This window comes from Pantoea sp. X-Soil-OKNW-713 (assembly GCF_059730685.1).
In genome coordinates this window covers 103,634-124,494 of sequence record NZ_AP035996.1, presented here as the reverse complement: position 1 = coordinate 124,494, position 20,861 = coordinate 103,634, and the positions used below count along the sequence as shown (strand labels likewise).

Below are 20,861 nucleotides of genomic sequence, written 5' to 3'. Positions count from 1 at the left end.
TCTCGCAGATTGTCAGCCAGCTCACAATATAAATCTAACTCATACCCCTAAAAGCCTTTTTTGACAGACACTGCCCCCTGCCATGCTTAAGGTGTGATCGGATTGTTAAATTTCTCTCACCATGACAATAGCCGTCTGACACGGCATAACAGAGAGCGTACCCATGAACACAAACAACCTGGTCGATATCAAAGCATGGATCGACGCCCGGCCGATTTCACGCTTCCAATGGCGTGTGTTATTCCTCTGCCTGATCATCATCATGTTCGACGGTTACGATGCCGCCGCTATGGGTTTTATTGCTCCGGCGCTGATTGAACATTGGGGTATCTCCCGCGCGGCGATGGGACCGATCCTTGGGGCGGCAATGTTTGGCGTCGCCATCGGCGCGCTAATTGCCGGACCGCTTTCCGATCGCTTTGGCCGTAAACGTATCATTCTGCTCTCCTTCCTGGTGTTCTCGGCGTTTAGCCTTGCCTGCGCTTTTGCCGGTACGCCGCTGCAAATGGCGCTGCTGCGCTTTCTCACCGGGCTGGGACTGGGGGCGGTAATGCCGAACTGCGTCACCCTGCTGTCGGAATATATGCCGGAACGCCGCAAAGGGGTGATGATCACTCTGATGTTCAGCGGCTTTAACATTGGTTCCGGTCTGGGTGGCTTTATCGCCGCGGGCTTGCTGAGTATCTGGTCGTGGCAAGCGGTGCTGGTATTTGGCGGTATCGTTCCGCTGTTGATGTTGCCGTTTTTTATCTGGCTGTTGCCGGAATCCGCCCTGAATCTGCTGGTGCGCAAAGCACCGCGTCGCCAGATTGCCGCGCTGCTGAACCGGATGGGCGGCAGCTTCAGTCATGACAGCAGCTTTGTGCTGCACTCACCTCGTGTGAATGGTCACAGCCCGATTTCGCAACTGTTCCGTCATGGTTTTGCACGCGGCACCATTATCCTGTGGCTGACCTACTTTATGGGGCTGTTCGTGATTTACCTGCTGAACGGCTGGCTGCCAACCATTATGCGCTCTGGCGGCATTTCGCTGGAGCAGGCGGCGATTCTGGCCGGGTTGTTCCAGCTCGGCGGGCCGTTAGGCGGCATTATTGTCGGTGCGCTGATGGATAAGCTGCACGCCAAATATGTGATTGGTGTGGTTTACCTGCTCGGCTGTCTGTGCCTGGTGGCGCAGGGGATGTTCGGCTTTAGTGGTGTGGCGCTTGGGGCCTTCATTTTTGTCATCGGCATGTGCATCAACGGTGCGCAAAACGGCCTACAGGTTTACTCACCGGCTTATTATCCCACGGAAATCCGCGCCACCGGCGTAAGCTGGATGCATGGCATTGGCCGTACCGGAGCGATCCTCAGTTCTTCTGTCGGTGGACTTCTGATGGGCGCTTTCCCTGGACAGTCGGCGATTTTCTTTGTCCTCGCCCTGCCCGCCCTGCTGGCAGCGCTGAGTATCATGTTGCATCGCAACCTTCCTTTAACCCTAAAAATCAAAGGCGCCGGACTTGCCGACATCCCCGCGCTGTCACAAACCCTAAATAACCGATAGTAGCGGCGCGATTTATCGCGCCATTACGAAACAGCGGATTAGAACGTCACCACCGTTTTCAGCTCACCCACCCAGGCATCCTGAGTTTCGCTCAGGCTGCCTGGGCGGTGCCAGTATTGAATGCCCGGTTGTAACTCCAGCCAGCTCACAGGACGGAAGCGATAATAAAGCTCAGCGTTTACCGCATGGCCCGGCACCGGGCTGTACAACGGATCATAATAATCACTCACCCCTTGCAGGCTATTTTTCTCCTGCTGATTGCGGCTGTAGTGATTGCTGATATCGATATACGACACGCCCACACCAATCCAGTCTTCCGGGCGGGCATCAAACAACCCACGATAACGCAGGGTCGCCGCGGTGACGTAGTGGATATAATTACTGCGCTGGTCGCCAAATCCCGCATTGATGCCACCACTTAAGCCGCGATTAGCGTCATCTGCATGGCGAGTGAGTTGCTGATTAAATCCGCCGTAAAAAAACCAGGTACGGTTATATTCTTTATAACCTTCAGGATCATTCGCCCCGGCATTTTGTGTTTTACCGCTGTAAAGATCGGATTGTTTGGCGTTAGTAAATTGCGTACCTAAATTATAAATACCGGGTAATTGATGAATGTGGGTTTTCCACTCCACTTCCAGCGGCAAAATAAACCCTTTGCTACCTTTGGTTGACCAACTCCAGGCATGGCTGCGATCGGTAGCCGAGGGATTTTGCTCCAGAATACCCGCTTTCAGGGTCAATTCAGGGGTGACTTTATACGCAAACGTGGTTCCCCAGGTGTGAATATTCCAGTTGTTCCACAACATTGAGTTGGCTGATTTACCACCGCACAACATCAGCGTCTGAAAATCACAGGGCGCAATTTGGTCGAATGTCTGGACTTTATTCATCATCCCGATACGCCATTGTAACCGGCGATCGTCAAATGTTCGGCTGAAGGTTAACCAGCCCAGACGGGTAATTGAACCGGTTCCGGCACTTTCCTGGGTGGCATCATTAATATTCACCCGCGCATCCTGCACCCGTTTTGTCAGCAGGCTGTCATCGTGATTACGGTTAACAATATTGCCTTCAAGGGTGGCATCGGGAATACCGGTAAAGCGTTCTAAATCCTGGGTAAACGTGATGGCAAATTGATCAATATAGGCGAGGTGGTGATCGTGATTGTAGCCCCCGGCGATGTTGTACGCATTTTCATTGAGATACTGAAAATTATAGTTAAAGCCGTTATCGCTCAGAATGGGACGAATTCCCAGCATATCACCCAGTAAACCTTTACCCGGTGCTTCAAATCCCAATACCGTACCATTCCACTGCGGGTCTTCAGCGTGGGTATTTAGCGCAGTAAAAAGTAATCCAGCCAGAATTGTCGAACGAAAAACCCTCATGCTTTTTATCATGATTATCTCTTCTCTCTTTTTTAGGGCGTAGTTAACCCGGCAGATAAATATCTGCCTGAGTCAATTCACTGTCGGAATTTTGAGCAAAAAAAAACCTAAATCGCCGGACTCTGAATAACGAGAGCCAGGTGATTTAGGTTTTGCCTGTAAAACAGTAACAATCCTGAATGGGGAGCATCATCATCAAAGTACGACGCACAGGCAAGCGGTTATCGAAACCTTAATTAAATAATGTGAAGGAGATCTTATTAACATCGCTTTCAGGTCTGCGCATTAAAGCACATTCCGTAGCGGCGCAATTGGGGTTGTCCACATTACGGGTGCATATCCGCGCCAAAACCCTGTGGATAAACTTCTCCGGGCCGCGCCCCGCTTACCCGGAGAAATAGCCGGTCATTTATTGACCGGCTTGCCGCCACTTTTCCTTAACGCAGAAAGGCTTCCGTTAATCGCGCCCAATAGGTTGCGCCGGTCGACAGGCAGGCATCATTAAATTGATACAACGGATGGTGCACCGCGTAGTCTGCTTCGCCGGTGCTGGTGCCCAGCCAGATATAGTTTCCTGGTACGTCCTCCAGCATAAAAGCAAAATCCTCGCTGCCCATCAGCGGTTTGACCTCCGCGTAATCGGCAACACGGTCGGCACCGAAGGTATCCCGTGCCACCTGGGTCGCGAAGTCCGTTTCCGCCACATGATTGATGGTGACCGGGTAGCCAAAATCAGGCTGGATAGTGGCGGTCAGGCCAAAACTGGCGGCCTGCGCCTGTACCAGTTGTTCAATCCTCGCCTTCGCCTGCTCACGCACCTTCGCACTGAAGGTACGCAGATTGAGTTTGAGTAACGCGCTGTCCGGGATGACGTTATGGGTACTGCCACTTTGCAGGCTTCCTACCGTGACCACCACCGCATCCTGTGGATCAACATTGCGTGACACGATGGTTTGTAACGCCATCACTATCGCCGCCCCCGCCACGGTGGGGTCAAGGGTGTTTTCCGGTGTCGCGCCATGCCCCCCTTTACCGTGGAGCGTAATGGTCATGCTGTCGGAGGAGGCCATCAGGGGCCCGGGTTTGGTAAAAAAATGTCCGGCAGGCAACAACGGAAAATTGTGCAGACCAAACACCGCATCGCAGGGGAACAAACGAAATAAACCGTCATCCATCATGCGGCGCGCCCCACCGTATGACTCTTCCGACGGTTGGAAGATCACATGTAATGTGCCACTGAAGGGACGTTTTTCCGCCAGATAACGCGCCGCCGAGAGCAGCATCGCGCAGTGCCCATCGTGGCCGCAGGCGTGCATTTTGCCCGGCACCTGGCTGCGCCACGGAATATCGGCTAACTCCTGCATTGGTAAGGCGTCCATATCGGCGCGTAATCCCAGCCGTTTGCTGCCGTTACCTGCCTTCAGCGTACCCACTACGCCAGTGCCACCCAGGCCACGATGCACGTCATAACCCCATGACGTCAGCAGTTCGGCAATGCGCGCGCTGGTACGAACCTCTTCAAAACCCAATTCCGGGTGCTGATGAAAATCACGGCGGATCGCAATCATCTCGTCTTCGAATGCGAGAATTTCTTTAATCAACATGTCAAACCTCAGCTTTTAGTCATCGGATAAAACCGGTTGCTCACGCCATGCCAGCAACGCCGACAAGGACACCACTGCACTCAACAGCAGATACCACGCCGGAGCCATAGCATCGCCAGTGACATTCAATAACCAGGTCACATTAAATTGGGCAAAGCCGCCGAACAGGGTGACGCCAATGGCATAGATTAACGCCATACCCGAGGCGCGCACCGGACGCGGAAAGGCTTCGAGGATCAGCAGGAAAAAGGCTACCGCCGTGATATTCGCCAGAATCTGATCAAGGCTAATCAGGGCGATAGTCAGTGCAAAAGGTGCGCCGTGGTGCAGGCTGGCAAAGATCGGCCATACCAGCAACAGCGATCCGATGCCGCAGCCCAACAACAATGGCTTGCGGCGCGGCAGGCGATCCGCCAGTTTCCCGGCAAAGAACGGCACCACCAGCGTTAATGTCGCGGCCATCAGGCTAATCCAGTACGACGTCCCCTCCGGCATGTGCAGGGTATGCACCATATAGGCGGGCATGTAATAGACGATGATGTAAAACGTGGTGGTACTTTTCATCACCAGCAGAATACCCAGCAGCATAGTGCGGCGATGTTCGCGCCACAGACGGGCTGCCGGTGTTCCCTCGGCGTGAACAGCCGATGGCGTATGGGTTTCATTCAGGTGGCGACGGATATAGATCCCCACCGGCATAATCGCCAGCCCAACGATGAACGGTATGCGCCAGCCCCAGCTATACAGGGCATCATGGCTTAAGCTATGAGTTAATAACGCCCCCATCGCCGCCCCGAGCAATGCCGCACCGCCCTGGCTGGCCATTTGCCAACTGACACGAACGCCTCGCTGTGACTTGCCTCCCGCCTCCATTAACCAACTGGTCGCGGCGCCCACTTCGCCACCGGCGGAGAAACCCTGTAGCAAACGCCCGCAAACCAGTAAGGCCGGGGCCAGCATACCGACCTGTTCATAGGTCGGTGCAAAGGCGACCAACGCCACGCCCAGCGCCATCAGCGCCATAATCAACGTCAGGGCCGCTTTACGCCCATGCTTATCGGCGTAGTGCCCCAGCACCAGGCTGCCGAGCGGTCGCATAAAAAAACCGACGCCAAAAGTCGCCACCGCCAGGAGTAACGAGGCGGAATCACTATCGGTGGGAAAGAAAAGGTGTCCAATGATGACAGAAAAGAAGCTGTAAACAGCGAAATCATAGATTTCGAGACCATTGCCGAGGGTCACGGCAAACAGCGATTTTGCATGAGCTCGTCGGCTATCCATAGCGGTAGCGCTGAAAGGAAGCGATACCGCAGCCTCCGCTTCGGCAGGCGCACATTTGACTTTATTCATACGCATATCCTTCCAGTAACGTTCAATAAACGGTGGAAGGTGCACTATTGTCATAAATAAATTACATTTCAATCATGAGAAATTGTTATGCCCTGAGTTATCTGTCCTGAATGCTGATGGTGCGTTTTCTGCACCATCTCGTGAGTGAAGCCCGAGGAAAACGTGAAAATAAAACTCAATCAGCTCGATGTGTTACTGGAAGTGGCGGCTCAGGGCAGCATTGGCAAAGCCGCCCGCACTCTGCACCTGACACAACCCGCCATCAGTAAAACCATTCAGGAGATGGAAGCGGAGATCGGCATGCCAATTGTCGAGCGATCTTCGCGCGGCGTAGTGCTGAATGAGTACGGGCAGGTACTGCTGCGTCATGCGCGCGATATCGATCGCTCGTTGAGTCAGGCGCGTGAAGAGATTGACCACCTGCTGGGTAAAGCGATGCGCCAGCTTCGTGTCGGTTTCACTTCTGCCGCCGCCTGGGGGCCATTTACCACCACGTTACTTCAGTACCAGCAACGCTTTCCCGGCGTAAAACTGATCGCGATGGAGGGACGTCCCCATCAGCTTTATGATGCGCTGGAGAATCACCGTATCGACCTCGCCGTGATTTCTTCCACTGATGGGATGCGTATTGCCCCGATGTATTATGAAATGCTCTATTCCCTGAGCAACGCCATCATCGCCGGTAAACAGCATCCGATTACCCACACCACGTCATTGCGCAATTTGCTGAGCTACACCTGGCTGGATTGGGATGAGCCGGGCGACCATTCCATTCTGGCGCAGGTTTTCCGCCGCTATAACCTGCCGCTACCGGAACGGGTGATCCACTGCTCATCACCCACCATCATGGCGCGTTTAATGGAAGAAGCGGAGATGGTCAGCATGTGGACCTCGGTAAGGCTGCGCTTTCCTGGTTATCAGGAAAGCTTGCGCCCCTTGTCCTTGAAGGAGGTACTTCCGGCCACCGACATCGGCATTCTGTGTGCCAATATTGGCCGTCTGTCGAGTGCCGGGCACAGCTTTTTGGAGCTGCTACGGGTGATTAGCCGTGACTGGTTGCAGCAAAGTGATGCCCACGAAATGGTGGTAAATCAGGGCTGAAGGCACGACTCAACAAAGGAAGCAAACTGGCGTGCTTTCGCCGTCGCCATGCGCCCACCAGGGAAAACGGCCCATAAATCAATGTCGGGCAATTGCCATTCCGTCAACACACGCAGCACCGTGCCGTTGATAATTTCCTGCGAAAACATCCAGTCTGAGGCGATGGTGATACCCATATCGGCCAACACCGCCGCCCGGATACCCTCGGCGGCACTTAAATGCAAACGGCTTTCTGCGGTCACACTCTCTTCCTCACCCGCGCGGGTAAAGCGCCACAGGTTGTTGAGCTGGCTGAACACCAGCGTCTGATGTTGCGTCAGGTCCTGTGGATGTTGTGGATAACCACAGCGTGCCAGATAGGCAGGTGTCGCCAGCACAGAACGTCGCGTGGTCGCCAGCTTGCGCGCCACTGCGCTGGAATCATTCAAGGTTCCCATGCGCAGGCAGATATCAATCCCTTCCGCGATCAGATCAATCGGGCGATCGTCCAGCACAATATCCACCTTTAATTGCGGATGCTGGTCCATAAAACGAGCCAAATGAGGAATAACATGCAAACGGGAAAACGTCGGTGCGGCGGCCACACGCAAGACACCCGATAAGCCTTTTCCCGCCCCACGGGCCGCCATCTCAGCCTCTTCCGCCTGTTGCAACGTAATACGTGCCCGTTCGTAGTAGCGCTGTCCGGCCTCGGTAGGGGTCAGCCCGTGAGTCGTTCGCAGTAGCAAGCGTACTTCGAGATGCTTCTCCAACTGCGCGATGGTTTTTGAAACCGCCGGTTGACCGATGTTCATAATCCGTGCCGCTGCTGAAAACGATCCTGCATCAACCACCTGAACATACATCTGCATCGCCTGAAATCGATCCACCCTATTCCTCCTGGGAATATCCATTATCGTTTTTTGCTGTCTGCCATTACCGGGTGACATTAGCAGATACTTGTCTGCAACGACAACGGGATGCAGTCACCGCATCCTGACCACGGGAGAAAACCGATGTACGAACTCTATGCCTTCGCCACACCTAACAGCATCAAGCCCGCCATTATGCTGGAAGAGATCCAGCAAGCCTGGCAACTTCGCCCGGTCAATGTGCGTCAAGGGGAGCAAAAACAGCAGGACTTTCTGGCCTTAAACCCGAATGCAAAAGTGCCGGTGCTGGTTGATCACAGCAACGATATGGCCCTGAGCGAATCGGCTGCAATTTTGGTTTATCTCGCCGAGAAACATCAACGCTTATTACCCGCTGCGGGTGCGCCACGCGCTCGTGTGTTCGAACAACTGTTTTTCCATGCTTCAGCCGTCAGTCCGGCTTTTGGTCAGGCGGGCTTCTTTAATCGTCTTGCCAGCGAACCCCAACCCCTGGCGCAGCAGCGTTTCAATACCGAAGCCGCGCGTGTCACTGGCCTGCTGGACAACCTGCTCGCTACGCAGCCGTTCCTCGCCGGTGAAGCGTACAGCATCGCCGATATCGCTCACTACGGTTGGCTTTGGCGACGTGAATTTGCTGGCGTAAGTCTCGACGGATTGCCGCATCTGGCCCGCTGGTTCGACACCCTTTCTGCTCGCCCTGCCGTTCAGCGGGCGACTGAAAAACTTAATGCTGTTATTTAATTACGCTAACTGAAAAGGAACTATGCCATGTCTCGCTTTGAAAACTATCGCCATGCCTTTGCCAATGCCCACTTAACCCGTTCTGCCAGCGGTGTGCTGGAAGTTAAGTTTCACACGGACGGCGGCGCGTTACTGTTCAACGGCCACACCCACGAAGAATTTGTCGAGTTGTTCCATCAGATTGGTGCCGACCCGGACAACCGCATCGTGATCCTGACAGGCTCAGGTGAGGCGTTTATGGAGAGCATCAGCCCGGAAGGCTTTGATTTCTTCACGCCACGCGGCTATGACAAAATTTATCGCGAAGGGAAGAAAGTCTTGATGAACTTGCTCGATATTGAAGTCCCGGTGATCGCTGCACTGAACGGCCCGGTTCGCCTGCACTCCGAATATGTATTGCTGGCGGATATGGTCCTGGCAACGCCGGATACGGTGTTTCAGGATAAGCCGCACTTCGAATTCGGTATCGTTCCCGGCGATGGCGTTAACCTGTTATGGCCAGAAGTTATCGGTAGCGTACGTGGTCGTTATTTCCTGCTCACACGTCAGGAACTGGACGCGACAACAGCGAAGGAATGGGGCGTGATTAATGAAATCGTACCACGCGACCATTTGTTGACGCGCGCACATGAACTGGCGGAGTCGCTGGCGACATTGCCGCCGTTGACCACCCGCTACACGCGTATCGCCCTGACGCAAAAATTACGCCGCCTGATCGATGAAGGCGCGGGCTATGGCCTGGCACTGGAAGGCATCAGTGCAGCGGATGTGGCGTTACAGGCCAATTCCGGCGTCTGATCATCACGCAGATTTTCCCCCCACCAGCACAGGCCAACCTGTGCTGGTTTTTACGTTTGCAGGAGTTAAAAACATGAGCCAGAAAAGAACATTTCTGATTACCGGTGCCAGTAAAGGTATTGGCTTTGCACTTTCACAGCGTTTGGCGGCCAGTGGACATCAGGTGATTGGCATTGCGCGCAGTGCGCCAGCCCAACCCTTCCCCGGTCACTTTGTCGCGCTGGACCTGGCAGATAGCGCGGGATTCAAACAAGCCCTGGGGGACATCACTGCCCAATTCCCCCTTGATGGCGTCATCAACAATGTCGGCCTGGTTCGCCCGCAATATCTGGCAGACGTCACCCTCGATGCACTGGATGAAGTATTAAAAGTGAATTTACAGCCAGCGTTGCTGGCAACTCAGGCCGCATTACCCGGTATGCAGTCGCGAGGTTTCGGACGGGTAGTTAATATTTCCAGCCTGACGGTACTTGGCGTGCCGCAGCGCACCTCATATGCCGCGGCCAAAGCCGCGCTGGTCAGCTTTACCCGGAGCTGGGCGCTGGAACTGGCAACCCAGGGGATTACCGTAAACGCCGTGGCACCAGGCCCCACCGAAACAGAACTGTTCCGTGCCAGCAATCCCCCAGGCAGTCTGGGAGAACAGCGTTACCTCAGTAGCGTACCGATGAAGCGTTTCGGGCAGCCGGATGAGATCGCCGCAACCATTGCGTTCCTGTTATCTGAAGAGGCGGGATTTATGACGGGGCAGACGTTATATGTCGATGGGGGAGCATCAATTGGGGTAGCGCAGATTTAAAGCCAGCGACAGCCAGTAACGGCGCGATTTATCGCGCCGTTTTCGTTGTTACGATACCCAGACAGGGAAATCGGTATAACCGCGTGCATCGCCGCCGAAGAAGGTGTCACGATCCCAGGCAGTGAACGGGTGCCCCTGACGAATACGTTCTGGCAGGTCCGGGTTAGCGGTAAATAAGCGACCAAACGCAATCAGGTCAGCGTCCCCGTTTACGAGCATCGCCTCTGCCGCCTCCGGTTTAAATCCGCCAGCCGCAATGATCATGCCGCTAAAGAACGGGCGCAGTTCACGACTGGCGACCGGTTCCGCATAGCTGCCGCTTTCACGATCTTCAGGTCCCACAATCCGTGGTTCGATAATGTGTAGATACGCCAGGGAGAAATCGTTCAATTTTTCCACCAGATAACGAAACGTGGTGGCCGGGTCGCTGTCATGCATATCGCCATAAATGCCACTCGGTGAAATACGTACGCTGACACGCCCACTGCCCCAGACATCTGTCAGCACCGCCACCACGTCAAGTAAAAACCGGGCGCGATTTGCCAGGCTTCCTCCCCACTTATCGTTACGCTTGTTGCTGCCATCTAACAGGAACTGTTCCGGTAAATACCCGTTGGCGGCATGCAGCTCCACACCATCAAATCCTGCCGCCAGTGCGCGTTGCGCCGCACGTCGAAATTCGTCGATGATGGCAACGATAGCGTTTTCATCAAGTGCCCGTGGCTCAGGGAATAAGCGGCCCTCATAGTTGCCCTGTGCATCTTTGCCGACGCCATAGGTATCGCGGGCAACCAGGGCAGAAGGCGCAACCGGTGGTCTTCCGGCGGAAAGTTCGGGCAGCGACTGGCGGCCAGGATGCCAAAGCTGCAACACAATCTGGCTCCCTATAGCGTGCACCGCCTCAACCAACCGTTGCCAACCGGCTTGTTGTTCGTCACTGAAGATGCCCGGCGCATCGGCGTAGGCATTCGCAAACGGAGAAATGGCAGTGGCTTCTGCAATCAACAACCCCCCTTCGCTGGCACGCTGGCGATAATACTCCACCATCAGTTCACCGGGAACGCCGCCGACTTCCGTGCGCATCCGTGTTGTTGGTGCCATCACCACACGATGTTGTAGACGAAGTTTTCCAGCGCTAATTGGGGTAAATAAAGTTTTCATTTTTGCTGCTCTCTTTGGCTAAAGAGAGCAGCCTAAAGTGCCTGCACTGATTCAGAAACCGGGCAACAGGCATAACCGCTATTCTCAACTGGAATGTGTATTCTCTGTTCAGCCCTGTGGCGAAACTATGCTGAATCAAAACATTGCAGATATAGTTAATGCACTATGCAGCGCATCGTTAACTTCAGGGAAATGACGAAATGAGCTGGTTTACCCCGTGGCCGCAGTTATATCGTGTGTTGATTCTCTTTGCCTGCCTGACCCTGATTTTGTTCGGGCTTCATCTGTCGGCGCACCTTATCAATCAGGTGCTGCTGGCGTTGCTGCTTTCCATCATGCTGGACCCGCTGGTGAGTTGGCTGGAGCATAAACGGATTCCGCGCATCCTCTCTTCGCTGGCGATCATTCTGGTGCTGCTGCTGGTGATTGTTGTCACCATTATTAAGCTCACGGTACTGACGCCGGACCTGATTCTGCTGAGCCGTCAGACGCCCCTGTTGTTAACCACCCGCTTGCAAGAGATCACCCAGGCGCTGGACCAGGTGGGTATTGCGCTGGCACCGGATGAGATGCTGGCCTTTATTGATGTTGGCGCGGTGGTGAAATGGATCACCGCTTTCCTCACCCAGATTCCCGGCGTGCTGTCGTGGTGGGTGATGGTGTTTCTGATGTTGTTGTTTATGTTGTATGAACTGCCACTGCTGAAAAATGCGCTGGAAAAACGCGCCCACGGCAAATCGGCGGCGCTCTACCGTGCGTTGGATGATGGCATCCAGAGCGTGATTGTCTATGCGCGGGTCAAAACCCTGACCGGCATCTTTGGCGGCATCATCGTCTGGGGGGGTGCACAACTGCTGGGGTTGAAATTTGCCTTCTTCTGGGGTGTGTTGATGTTTGTGTTCAATTACATCCCGGTGCTGGGTTCATTTATGGCGGCGATTCCGCCGGTGGTGCAGAGCTATATCGCTTTTGATCTGGAAGTGGCGCTGGCGATAGCCGGTTTTTTTGTCCTGTTAAATCTGACGCTCAGTTCAGTGCTGGAACCGCTGATGATTGGTAAACGTCTCGATATGGCGTTGACCAGCCAGTTGCTGGCCTTTCTGTTCTGGCAGGCGTTGCTTGGCATCACCGGTGCTATCCTCGCCATTCCGCTGACTTATCTGATCAAAAAAGTCCTGCTGGCCAGCTATCGGCAACAGCAGGACTCGGCGTTATCAGATCAATGACTGCGTTTTAACGCCACGCCAGGAGCGCGTCAGACGTTTTTCTATTTCCACGATGATGAAGATAGCGATACTGACGATTAACGAGATAAACCAGTAATTAATCGGCAACGGACGGGTACCGAACAGCGTGTTCATCAGCGGTACATAGATGATGATGGCTTGCAGGACGATCAGCACCAGCGTCACCATCCAGATACCTTTGTTTTTGACCAGGCCGCCGTCAAGGGAGAAGCCTTCTGAGTTGCGGCAGTTAATCATATAGGCCCATTGCGCTGTCACCAGCATTTGCAGCAACACGGTGCGGATAAATTCCTCACTGTAGCCGCGCGGCTGGAGCCAGGCTTCCAGCACGAAGGCGCTGATGGAGATCAACAAACCAACAAACACGACACGCCAGATGGCGTAACCATCCATCACATGCGCTTTGACATTACGCGGTGGGCGGCGCATCGCATTGGCTTCTGCCGGTTCAAACGCCAGGCCAAATGACAGGGTGGCGGAGGTTGCCATGTTCATCCAGAGAATCTGTACCGGGGTAAGCGGCAGCAGGTTACCCATCAGGATGGCGATGATAATCAACAAGCCCTGTGCCAGGTTGGTCGGCATAATAAACAGGATGGTTTTCTTCAGGTTGTCGTAAACCCGCCGTCCCTCTTTCACCGCTGCCGCAATGGTAGCGAAGTTGTCATCAGCCAGAATCATATCTGCCGACTCTTTCGTCACCTCGGTTCCTTTGATACCCATCGCAATACCGACGTTGGCCTGCTTCAGTGCCGGAGCATCATTCACCCCGTCACCGGTCATCCCGACAATTTCACCGCTGGATTCCAGCGCCTTCACCAACCGCAATTTATGTTCGGGACTGGTGCGCGCAAAGATGTCATAGGTTTTTGCCGCCTGCGCCAGCTCGGCATCATTCATATGCTCCAGCTCGTAGCCGGTCACCGCAGAGTTGCTGTTGCCAATGCCCAGCATCTGCCCGATCGCCATAGCGGTTTCCTGATGGTCGCCGGTGATCATCTTGACGCGAATCCCCGCCTGCTGACATTCGTGAATCGCCGAAATGGCTTCCGGACGCGGTGGGTCCATCATGCAGCCCAGGCCCAACAGCACCATGCCGTTTTTCAGCTCGTCGTGGTCGAGCGTGGTCACGGGCGCTGACGTTGGTTTCCACGCCGCCGCAACGGTACGCAGCCCTTCACTGGCATAGGTGGTGATGGCCGCTTCCCAATACGCCAGATCGAGCGGCTCAACCCCCTGCGGAGTTTGTTGTTGCTGGCACAGTTTCAGCAACACATCCGGTGCGCCGGTCAGCAAAATATACGACTGGCCGTCGGCGACACAGCTCACCGACATGTATTTATACAGGGAATCGAAAGGTAATTTACTGACCACCTCAACCGATTGTTTTTGCGTGATGCCTTTCGCCGCCAGCACTTTCATTGCGCCTTCGGTCGGACCGCCAACAATCACCCAATGACCATTGGCATCCTGCTGCAACTGGCTTTCGTTACAGGTATCTACCGCGCGTAAAAATTGCTGGAACAAGGGATCGGTCGCCGAATTTAATCCGCTACCGCCTTCCGCAACAATTTCGCCTTTCGGTTCATAGCTGTTGCCGCTCACACGCCATTTGCTTTTTGCCAGCACCACCGCTTTGACCGTCATTTCATTCATGGTCAGGGTGCCGGTTTTGTCAGAGCAAATCACTGACATCGCCCCGAGGGTTTCCACCGTCGGCAATTTACGGATGATAGCCTGTACGCGCGCCATCGACTGCACGCCAAGGGAGAGGATAATCGAGATAATCGCCGGTAAACCCTCCGGCACCGCCGCCACCGCCAGGCTGATAACCGACAGCGCCAGTTCAGGGAACGGAATGTCACGCAGCAACCAGGCAAAAATAAACAGCGCAACCATCATCAAGACAATGATGAAGAAAATGGCTTTACCGAGTTTGTCGATCTGCACCAGCAGCGGCGTTTTGACCTCTTTCACTGAGCTGATCATCTCATTGATATGACCCAACTCCGTATCGCCGCCACTGGCGACCACCACGCCGGAAGCGGTGCCAGAACTGACGGTGGTGCCAGAAAAAGCAAGGTTGAGGCGATCGCCAAGGGATTTTTCTCCCTCCAGCGATGCCACGCTTTTTGACACCACCGTGGATTCGCCAGTAAGAATCGCCTCCTCGACGCGCAGGTTATGCACATCAAATAAGCGCAAATCTGCCGGGATTTTATCGCCGGGACGCAGCATCACCACATCCCCCGGCACGATATCCTGGGTGGATATGGTGGTTTGTTTGCCATCGCGCACCAGAATCGCTTCACTGGCTAACATATTCTGAATGCTTTTCAGTGACTTCTCAGCGTTACTTTCCTGAACAAAGCCAATTAAGGCATTGATCACCGCCACACCGATAATGACAAAGGTATCAACCCAATGCGCCATGACGGCGGTAATAAGCGCGGCGGCAAAGAGGATATAAATTAATACGTCTTTAAAATGTGCGATAAATTTCAATAACGCTGACTTCTCCGCTTTTTGCGGCAGCGCATTAGGACCGTATTTCTTTAAACGATCACTGGCGTCAGTTGATGATAAGCCAGCCGGTGAACTTGCTAAGTTCTGGAAAGTTTCCTCTGTGGAGTACTGATACCAGGGTTGTGCACCCTTATCCTGACCTTGAACATTTTCCATATTGACCCCTAGCCACTAAGCTATTGTTAAAATGAGTTTTTCTAAAAAAACACACATAATATGAGGTAATTAGATTTGTAAGACACCTGCTGACATCATTATCCGAAAAAGTGATCTGACTAATGATTTGAATGAGATAAATTAAATCTAATCTATATTATCAGAATGGCAATGTTACTTTGTCTGCACCATCAGCTTCCGGCTGCATGCGTGCCCTGCCGGGATCATTAGATAAAAAAATAAAGGTAAACAGTAATGGAAATACAAACAGTTAAGTTGGTTTGTGGATTCGTTATCATGGCCGTTGTTGCCACCACGCTGGTCGGTTTGCTGACCTATGTTGTGGTATCGCATATTTCATGAAGATCGTTTATTTAATCCTTGCGAGCTGTTTAGTTCATGGCGTGGTATTTACGGGATGAGGGAAAATAATGATAAAATACAAGGCTCTACTTTTACTTGCCTGTACGTTGTTAATTGCGGGGTGCGATGACAAAAAAGAACCGCCGCCTCCCCAACCCCGCGTCGTTAAAGCGTTTACCATCACCTCCGGCAGCGCCAGCAATGTGCGCGTCTTCCCGGCGCGTATCCAGGCGGGTGATAACACCGAACTGGCGTTTAAACGCGCAGGCCGTGTTGAACAACTCGATTTACGTGACGGGATGGTGGTAAAAGCGAACCAGATTCTCGCCCGATTAAATGACACCGATGCACGTTTACGCGTGAAAGACCGGCAAAATAGTTTCCAACTGGCCGATCGGCAATATCAGCGTTTCCGTACCCTTTCCAATCGCAGCGCGGTGTCGCAAGCGGATATGGATGTACAGAAATCCAATCGCGATGCAGCAGCCACCGCGCTGAAAGTGGCTCAGGAAGAGTTGCAATTTCTCACCCTCAGCGCGCCGTTTGATGGCGTGATTGCCCGCGTCAATGTGCGTAATCATCAGGTGGTTGCCGCCGGACAACCCATCGCCTTGCTGACCCGCGCCGACGTGCTGGATGTGATTTTCACCGTACCGGAGAGTTTATTCACCGCCCTCGATATCCAGAACGCCAGTTATCAACCTGAAGTGCAATTCAATGCCCTGGCCGGTAGAACGTTCACTGCCAGCTACAAAGAACACAGCACGCAAACCGATGCCGCGACGCTCACCTGGCAGGTGGTGCTGACCATGCCCCGTCCGGCAGATTTACCGAATGTGGCCGGGCTAAGTGGCACCGTGCGTATTCAGTTGCACAACCTGCCGAACGCACCACAGCAATCGCAGGTGGTGGTACCCGCTGCGGCAGTATTCAATCCGGATCGAAGCCCAACCAATCAGCCACATGTCTGGCTGATTGTTGGTGAAGGCGACAATTTACACGTCAAAGATCAACAGGTTGAAGTGGGCAACATCAGTGCCGAAGGCATTGAAATTATCAGCGGCTTGAAAACAGGCGACCGCGTGGTGTCTGCCGGAACGGGCGAGCTGCGTGAGGGTGAAGCGATCCGTATCTGGACCCGTGAGCGGGGGTTATAATGCGGATTATTGACAACTTTATTAATAAACCTGTCCGTATCTGGATGGTGATTTTGCTGCTGGGCGTCGGCGGGATTTACGCCCTGCTAAACATTGGTCGTCTTGAAGACCCGTTGTTCACCATCAAGGCGGCGGTGATCGTCACGCAATATCCGGGTGCGTCGGCGCAGCAGGTGGAAGAAGAAGTCACGCTCCCGCTGGAAAATGCCTTGCAACGCTTGCCTTCACTCGACAACGTTAGTTCGATCTCCAGCAATGGTCTGTCGCAGATCACCGTCTCAATTCACACCAGTTATCTTGCCAACCAACTGCCACAAATCTGGGATGAACTCCGGCGACGGGTGGGTGACGCGGCGCGCCAGTTCCCACCTGGCGTCAATGAACCCTTCGTCAATGACGATTTTGGCGATGTCTATGGCTACTTCTTTGTTATTTATGGCAAAGACTTCAGCAACGACGAACTGCGTAATTATGCCGACCAGTTGCGGCGCGATCTGGTGTTGGTGCCCGGGGTCGCGAAAGTTGCCGTCGCCGGGGTGCAACAGGAACAAATTCGCATCGCCCTCTCCAGCACCAAAATGAGCAGCTACGGCATCACGCCCGCGCGCGTGGCCGACTTACTCAGCCGCAGCAATGTGGTGTCTAACGCCGGGAGTATCCGTCTTGAGGGAGAATCGATCCGTTTCAACCCCACCGGGGAGTTTCAGTCTCTGGAGGATTTAGCCAACCTGCCGATATCCCGTCCCGGCACCACGCAAACGCTCCATCTGCATGACATCGCCACCCTGTCACACGATGTCACCGACACGCCGGACAACCTCTACCATGCCGACGGTCATGATGCGCTGGCGATTGGTGTCTCTTTCGCCCCCGGCGTTAACGTGATTAACGTGGGCGATGCGCTGACACAAAAGCTTCAGGATTATCAACAGGACAAACCCGCTGGCATCTCGCTGAAAGTGTTTTATGACCAGGCACATGAAGTGAAGCAGTCGGTGGATGGCTTTATCCTTAACTTCCTGATGGCGCTGGCGATTGTAGTCGGTACGCTGCTGATTTTTATGGGACTGCGCAGCGGTATTGTCATCGCTGCCTCGCTTACCTTTAACGTGTTGGGCACGCTGCTGGTGATGTACCTGTTTGGACTGGAACTCCAGCGCATCTCGCTGGGGGCGCTGATTATCTCCCTCAGTATGTTGGTGGATAACGCCATTGTGGTGGTGGAAGGCATCAAGATCGACCAACAACGCGGTAAACCGTTACAACAGGCCACCGCGCAGATGGTCAAGCGCACGGCACTGCCACTGTTGGGAGCCACGGTGATTGCCATCATTGCGTTTGCACCGATCGGCCTGTCACAAGACTCAACCGGGGAGTACTGTAAATCGCTGTTCCAGGTGCTGTTGATTTCTCTGCTGCTCAGTTGGATCACGGCGCTGACGCTGACACCGGTGTTTATTAAATGGAGTGAAGCGCGCCGTAAAGAATTGCAGTTACCACCACAGGATGATCAATCTCCCTATCAGGGTGTGGTGTTCCGCATTTATCGCAGCACGCTGGCGAGCTTAATTCGGCTACGCTGGCTGACCATCACCGTGATGGTGGCCTGCCTCGCTGCCTCTCTTTATGGTTTCACCTTTGTAAAACAAAACTTTTTCCCCTCCTCCAACACGCCGATTTTTTTCACCGACCTCTGGTTGCCCTATGGCACGGATATCAATTTTACCGCCGCGACGGCGGCTGAAATCGAGCGTTTTATTAATCAGGAGCCAGGCGTTGATGCCACCGTCACCACCATCGGTCAGGGTGCGATGCGCTTTACCCTGACCTATGACGCAACCCGGCAGTACAGCAATTACGCTCAGATTATGGTGCGGGTCAAAGATGGCCGCCAACTGGAGCGGATTGCCTTAGCCACCGAACATTACATTCAGCAGCAATATCCGCAGGTGAATGAGCGTATCAAACGCATTCAGTTCGGCAGCGCCAGTGACAGTGCCATTGCGTTGCGTGTCATCGGTCCCGACCCGGATGTGCTGCGCCGTATCGGCAGCCAGATTGATGGTATTTTCCAGGCAGATGGCACCACCTTCCCGGTGCGCAATGACTGGCAGGAGCGTAGCAAGGTGATCCGACCGCAATACTCAGCGTTACGCGGTCAGGAACTGGGTATCGACAAGCGCGACATTGACCAGGCGCTGCGCATGAATTTCAGTGGCGATGCGGTGGGGATTTTCCGGGATGGATCACGGCTGATTCCGATCATGCTCTTCCCGGCACCAGAGGAGCGGCAGAATATTGATCATATCGCCAACATCCAGCTCTGGAGCGCCTCACTGCAACATTTTGTCCCGCTCAGTAACGTGATTTCTGATTTCCGCCTGGAGTGGGAAGATCCGCTGATTATGCGACGTGACCGGATGCGGGTATTGACGGTACAAACCGATCCCGACCCGGCGCAAGGATTAACCGCGGCCCAGGTGGTGGCGCGCGTCCAGCCGCAAATTGAACAACTCCAACTGCCTCCCGGCTATCGGCTGGAATGGGGCGGAGAGCTGGAAAGTTCACGCGAAGCCCAAAGCGGCCTGCTAAGCTCGCTGCCAATCGGGTTTCTCGTGATGTTTATCATCACCATTCTGATGTTCAATTCTTTGCGAGATGCGGTGGCGATATGGATCACTGTGCCACTGGCTTTGATTGGCGTCACCTGCGGCTTTTTACTCACCGGCATTCCGTTTGGTTTTATGGCGTTGATTGGTTTGCTGAGTTTGTCCGGCATGCTGATCCGCAACGGCATCGTGTTACTGGAGGAGACGCGTCAGTTCCGACAGCAAAAAGCGTTGCAGGAGGCGATTCTCGATGCCGCCACATCGCGTTTACGCCCCATTTTGCTGACCGCGTTCACCACCGTGCTGGGTCTGCTGCCGCTGTTGCGCGATGTATTTTTCCAGAGCATGGCAGTCGTGATCATTTTCGGGCTGGGTTTTGCAACAGTGCTGACGCTGCTGGTGTTGCCGGTGCTGTATCGTTGTTTCCATGCCAGGGATGCTGCCGATGAATAATATCGGGTTGAATTTGCTGAAAACCCTGGCATGTATGACGGCGGTCTCCTTTTTCACGATGTATCAGAGCTACGACCGCTACAACTATAATTACAGCCTCGCGCTGAATATCCTGAGTTTTATCTCCACCATCGCCACGCCGCTCTACTTTTTGTTGAGCGGCTATCTCGATGCCGGACAAAAGCACAGTCCGAACTGGCAGCTAGAGAAGATCCGGCGCATTTTGCTGATCTTTCTCTTTTGGTTTAGTTTTTTCTGGTTTGCCGGGGTGCAAAATAAAGGCTATCTGATTCAACCGTGGTTTGTGATTTCCCTGATTTTGATTTATGTCTCGCAACCGGTGATTGACCGCCTGCTTCTTTTCCCTGGCAAAATGGCGTCGATTATTTTTGTGCTGCTGTTGGCCGCTTTCCTGTATGACATTTTGGCCGTGCTCTACCCGAATACACGCGCTTTCTCGCTGTTACCGCAATATCGTATCTGGACCTGGGTGTTGTATTACTTATCTGGTCGTCTGATGGCGTTGCCAGGCGTGGTACAACTGCTGCAATCGATACGGGTGGTACGGCTCAGTTTGTTATTACTGCCTGTGGTGTATCTGTTTACCTGGCTTTATGAACGTTATTATTTTATCGCGCGCTTTATCACTACCGGCAATGATTTCGTTCTGACCGGCTCTCAGGTCTATTTCCTGGTGATTCTGATGGCGATTAGCGTCAACGGGATAACGGTGCCTGCGCACTGGAAAAAGGTGCCCGCGCTGTTCGCCACCCTCGGTAAAACCATGACCGGGGTTTATATCCTGCATTATCTGGTGTTCAACATCCTCGCCTGGTCGATTTCCATCCGTTCGCTGGCCGATAAGATCATGGTGATTTGCCTGACTGTGGTGGTATCGATGATGATTTCGTTGCTGTTGTTACAAATTCCCGGCGTGAAAAAACTGATTAGCTTGTGAGTGAGGTGGCTGGCGGCACGCCGCACAGCCAT

15 protein-coding genes are annotated in these 20,861 nt (G+C 53.7%); 9 read left to right on the top strand and 6 right to left on the bottom strand.

What is annotated here, in order from left to right; translation table 11 throughout:
* The first annotated feature begins 163 nt into the window (after positions 1–163).
* A complete protein-coding gene (locus AC6I8R_RS21055) occupies positions 164–1,543 on the top strand; it encodes an MFS transporter (protein ID WP_497832824.1) in 1,380 nt (459 codons plus the stop codon).
* A gap of 38 nt (positions 1,544–1,581) precedes the next feature.
* Here AC6I8R_RS21055 and AC6I8R_RS21050 read toward each other — a convergent pair whose 3' ends face one another.
* From AC6I8R_RS21050 to AC6I8R_RS21040, 3 genes are all read right to left on the bottom strand, one after another.
* Positions 1,582–2,934 (bottom strand): carbohydrate porin, encoded by a 1,353-nt coding sequence (locus tag AC6I8R_RS21050; protein WP_497832823.1) that lies wholly within the window; start codon positions 2,932–2,934, stop codon positions 1,582–1,584.
* A 437-nt stretch (positions 2,935–3,371) separates the two neighbouring features.
* Positions 3,372–4,538 carry a M20 aminoacylase family protein gene (locus tag AC6I8R_RS21045; RefSeq protein WP_415174692.1) on the bottom strand — a complete coding sequence of 389 codons (1,167 nt, stop codon included), beginning with the start codon at positions 4,536–4,538 and terminating at the stop codon, positions 3,372–3,374.
* 15 nt (positions 4,539–4,553) lie between these two features.
* Positions 4,554–5,888: an MFS transporter gene (locus AC6I8R_RS21040; RefSeq protein WP_415174693.1), complete on the bottom strand. Its 1,335-nt coding sequence runs from the start codon at positions 5,886–5,888 to the stop codon at positions 4,554–4,556.
* 162 nt (positions 5,889–6,050) lie between these two features.
* Between AC6I8R_RS21040 and AC6I8R_RS21035 the strand changes: the two genes are divergently transcribed.
* Positions 6,051–6,989 (top strand): LysR family transcriptional regulator, encoded by a 939-nt coding sequence (locus AC6I8R_RS21035; protein WP_208725911.1) that lies wholly within the window; start codon positions 6,051–6,053, stop codon positions 6,987–6,989.
* Here AC6I8R_RS21035 and AC6I8R_RS21030 read toward each other — a convergent pair.
* Positions 6,980–7,858 carry a LysR family transcriptional regulator gene (locus AC6I8R_RS21030; RefSeq protein ID WP_497832822.1) on the bottom strand — a complete coding sequence of 293 codons (879 nt, stop codon included), beginning with the start codon at positions 7,856–7,858 and terminating at the stop codon, positions 6,980–6,982. The genes AC6I8R_RS21035 and AC6I8R_RS21030 overlap by 10 nt on opposite strands.
* Positions 7,859–7,984: 126 nt before the next feature.
* Between AC6I8R_RS21030 and AC6I8R_RS21025 the strand changes: the two genes are divergently transcribed.
* The 3 genes from AC6I8R_RS21025 to AC6I8R_RS21015 all read left to right on the top strand — a co-directional run bounded on the left by AC6I8R_RS21025 (position 7,985) and on the right by AC6I8R_RS21015 (position 10,199).
* Complete coding sequence (locus tag AC6I8R_RS21025) at positions 7,985–8,602, top strand: glutathione S-transferase family protein (RefSeq protein WP_497832821.1); 618 nt, start codon at positions 7,985–7,987, stop codon at positions 8,600–8,602.
* 27 nt (positions 8,603–8,629) lie between these two features.
* Complete coding sequence (locus AC6I8R_RS21020) at positions 8,630–9,400, top strand: enoyl-CoA hydratase/isomerase family protein (protein WP_497832820.1); 771 nt, start codon at positions 8,630–8,632, stop codon at positions 9,398–9,400.
* Positions 9,401–9,473: 73 nt separating this feature from the next.
* Complete coding sequence (locus tag AC6I8R_RS21015) at positions 9,474–10,199, top strand: SDR family oxidoreductase (protein ID WP_497832819.1); 726 nt, start codon at positions 9,474–9,476, stop codon at positions 10,197–10,199.
* Between the two features lie 48 nt (positions 10,200–10,247).
* Here AC6I8R_RS21015 and AC6I8R_RS21010 read toward each other — a convergent pair whose 3' ends face one another.
* Complete coding sequence (locus AC6I8R_RS21010; protein ID WP_497832818.1) at positions 10,248–11,360, bottom strand: alkene reductase; 1,113 nt, start codon at positions 11,358–11,360, stop codon at positions 10,248–10,250.
* Between the two features lie 200 nt (positions 11,361–11,560).
* Here AC6I8R_RS21010 and AC6I8R_RS21005 point away from each other — a divergent pair, with 200 nt between their 5' ends.
* Positions 11,561–12,586 (top strand): AI-2E family transporter, encoded by a 1,026-nt coding sequence (locus tag AC6I8R_RS21005; RefSeq protein WP_497832817.1) that lies wholly within the window; start codon positions 11,561–11,563, stop codon positions 12,584–12,586.
* Here AC6I8R_RS21005 and AC6I8R_RS21000 read toward each other — a convergent pair.
* Entirely contained in the window at positions 12,575–15,289 is a 2,715-nt protein-coding gene (locus tag AC6I8R_RS21000; RefSeq protein ID WP_208725918.1) for a cation-transporting P-type ATPase, read from the bottom strand. The two genes, AC6I8R_RS21005 and AC6I8R_RS21000, sit on opposite strands and share 12 nt — an antisense overlap.
* Before the next feature lie 431 nt (positions 15,290–15,720).
* Here AC6I8R_RS21000 and AC6I8R_RS20995 point away from each other — a divergent pair, with 431 nt between their 5' ends.
* Genes AC6I8R_RS20995 through AC6I8R_RS20985 form a run of 3 tightly spaced genes read left to right on the top strand, consistent with a single transcriptional unit; the run spans position 15,721 to position 20,829 of the window.
* Complete coding sequence (locus AC6I8R_RS20995) at positions 15,721–16,809, top strand: efflux RND transporter periplasmic adaptor subunit (RefSeq protein ID WP_415174699.1); 1,089 nt, start codon at positions 15,721–15,723, stop codon at positions 16,807–16,809.
* Complete coding sequence (locus tag AC6I8R_RS20990) at positions 16,809–19,871, top strand: efflux RND transporter permease subunit (protein WP_415174700.1); 3,063 nt, start codon at positions 16,809–16,811, stop codon at positions 19,869–19,871. The genes AC6I8R_RS20995 and AC6I8R_RS20990 overlap by 1 nt, the downstream gene beginning before the upstream one ends.
* On the top strand, positions 19,864–20,829 hold the full coding sequence (locus AC6I8R_RS20985) for an acyltransferase family protein (RefSeq protein WP_208725921.1): 966 nt from the start codon (positions 19,864–19,866) through the stop codon (positions 20,827–20,829). The genes AC6I8R_RS20990 and AC6I8R_RS20985 overlap by 8 nt, the downstream gene beginning before the upstream one ends.
* Positions 20,830–20,861: the final 32 nt, after the last annotated feature.

Excerpts from the sequence above, each read along its gene's own strand:
- AC6I8R_RS21055 (WP_497832824.1), top strand. The coding sequence starts at position 164 with ATGAACACAAACAACCTGGTCGATATCAAAGCATGGATCGACGCCCGG.
- AC6I8R_RS21050 (WP_497832823.1), bottom strand. The coding sequence starts at position 2,934 with ATGAGGGTTTTTCGTTCGACAATTCTGGCTGGATTACTTTTTACTGCG.
- AC6I8R_RS21045 (WP_415174692.1), bottom strand. The coding sequence starts at position 4,538 with ATGTTGATTAAAGAAATTCTCGCATTCGAAGACGAGATGATTGCGATC.
- AC6I8R_RS21040 (WP_415174693.1), bottom strand. The coding sequence starts at position 5,888 with ATGAATAAAGTCAAATGTGCGCCTGCCGAAGCGGAGGCTGCGGTATCG.
- AC6I8R_RS21025 (WP_497832821.1), top strand. The coding sequence starts at position 7,985 with ATGTACGAACTCTATGCCTTCGCCACACCTAACAGCATCAAGCCCGCC.
- AC6I8R_RS21020 (WP_497832820.1), top strand. The coding sequence starts at position 8,630 with ATGTCTCGCTTTGAAAACTATCGCCATGCCTTTGCCAATGCCCACTTA.
- AC6I8R_RS21015 (WP_497832819.1), top strand. The coding sequence starts at position 9,474 with ATGAGCCAGAAAAGAACATTTCTGATTACCGGTGCCAGTAAAGGTATT.
- AC6I8R_RS21010 (WP_497832818.1), bottom strand. The coding sequence starts at position 11,360 with ATGAAAACTTTATTTACCCCAATTAGCGCTGGAAAACTTCGTCTACAA.
- AC6I8R_RS21005 (WP_497832817.1), top strand. The coding sequence starts at position 11,561 with ATGAGCTGGTTTACCCCGTGGCCGCAGTTATATCGTGTGTTGATTCTC.
- AC6I8R_RS21000 (WP_208725918.1), bottom strand. The coding sequence starts at position 15,289 with ATGGAAAATGTTCAAGGTCAGGATAAGGGTGCACAACCCTGGTATCAG.
- AC6I8R_RS20995 (WP_415174699.1), top strand. The coding sequence starts at position 15,721 with ATGATAAAATACAAGGCTCTACTTTTACTTGCCTGTACGTTGTTAATT.
- AC6I8R_RS20990 (WP_415174700.1), top strand. The coding sequence starts at position 16,809 with ATGCGGATTATTGACAACTTTATTAATAAACCTGTCCGTATCTGGATG.
- AC6I8R_RS20985 (WP_208725921.1), top strand. The coding sequence starts at position 19,864 with ATGAATAATATCGGGTTGAATTTGCTGAAAACCCTGGCATGTATGACG.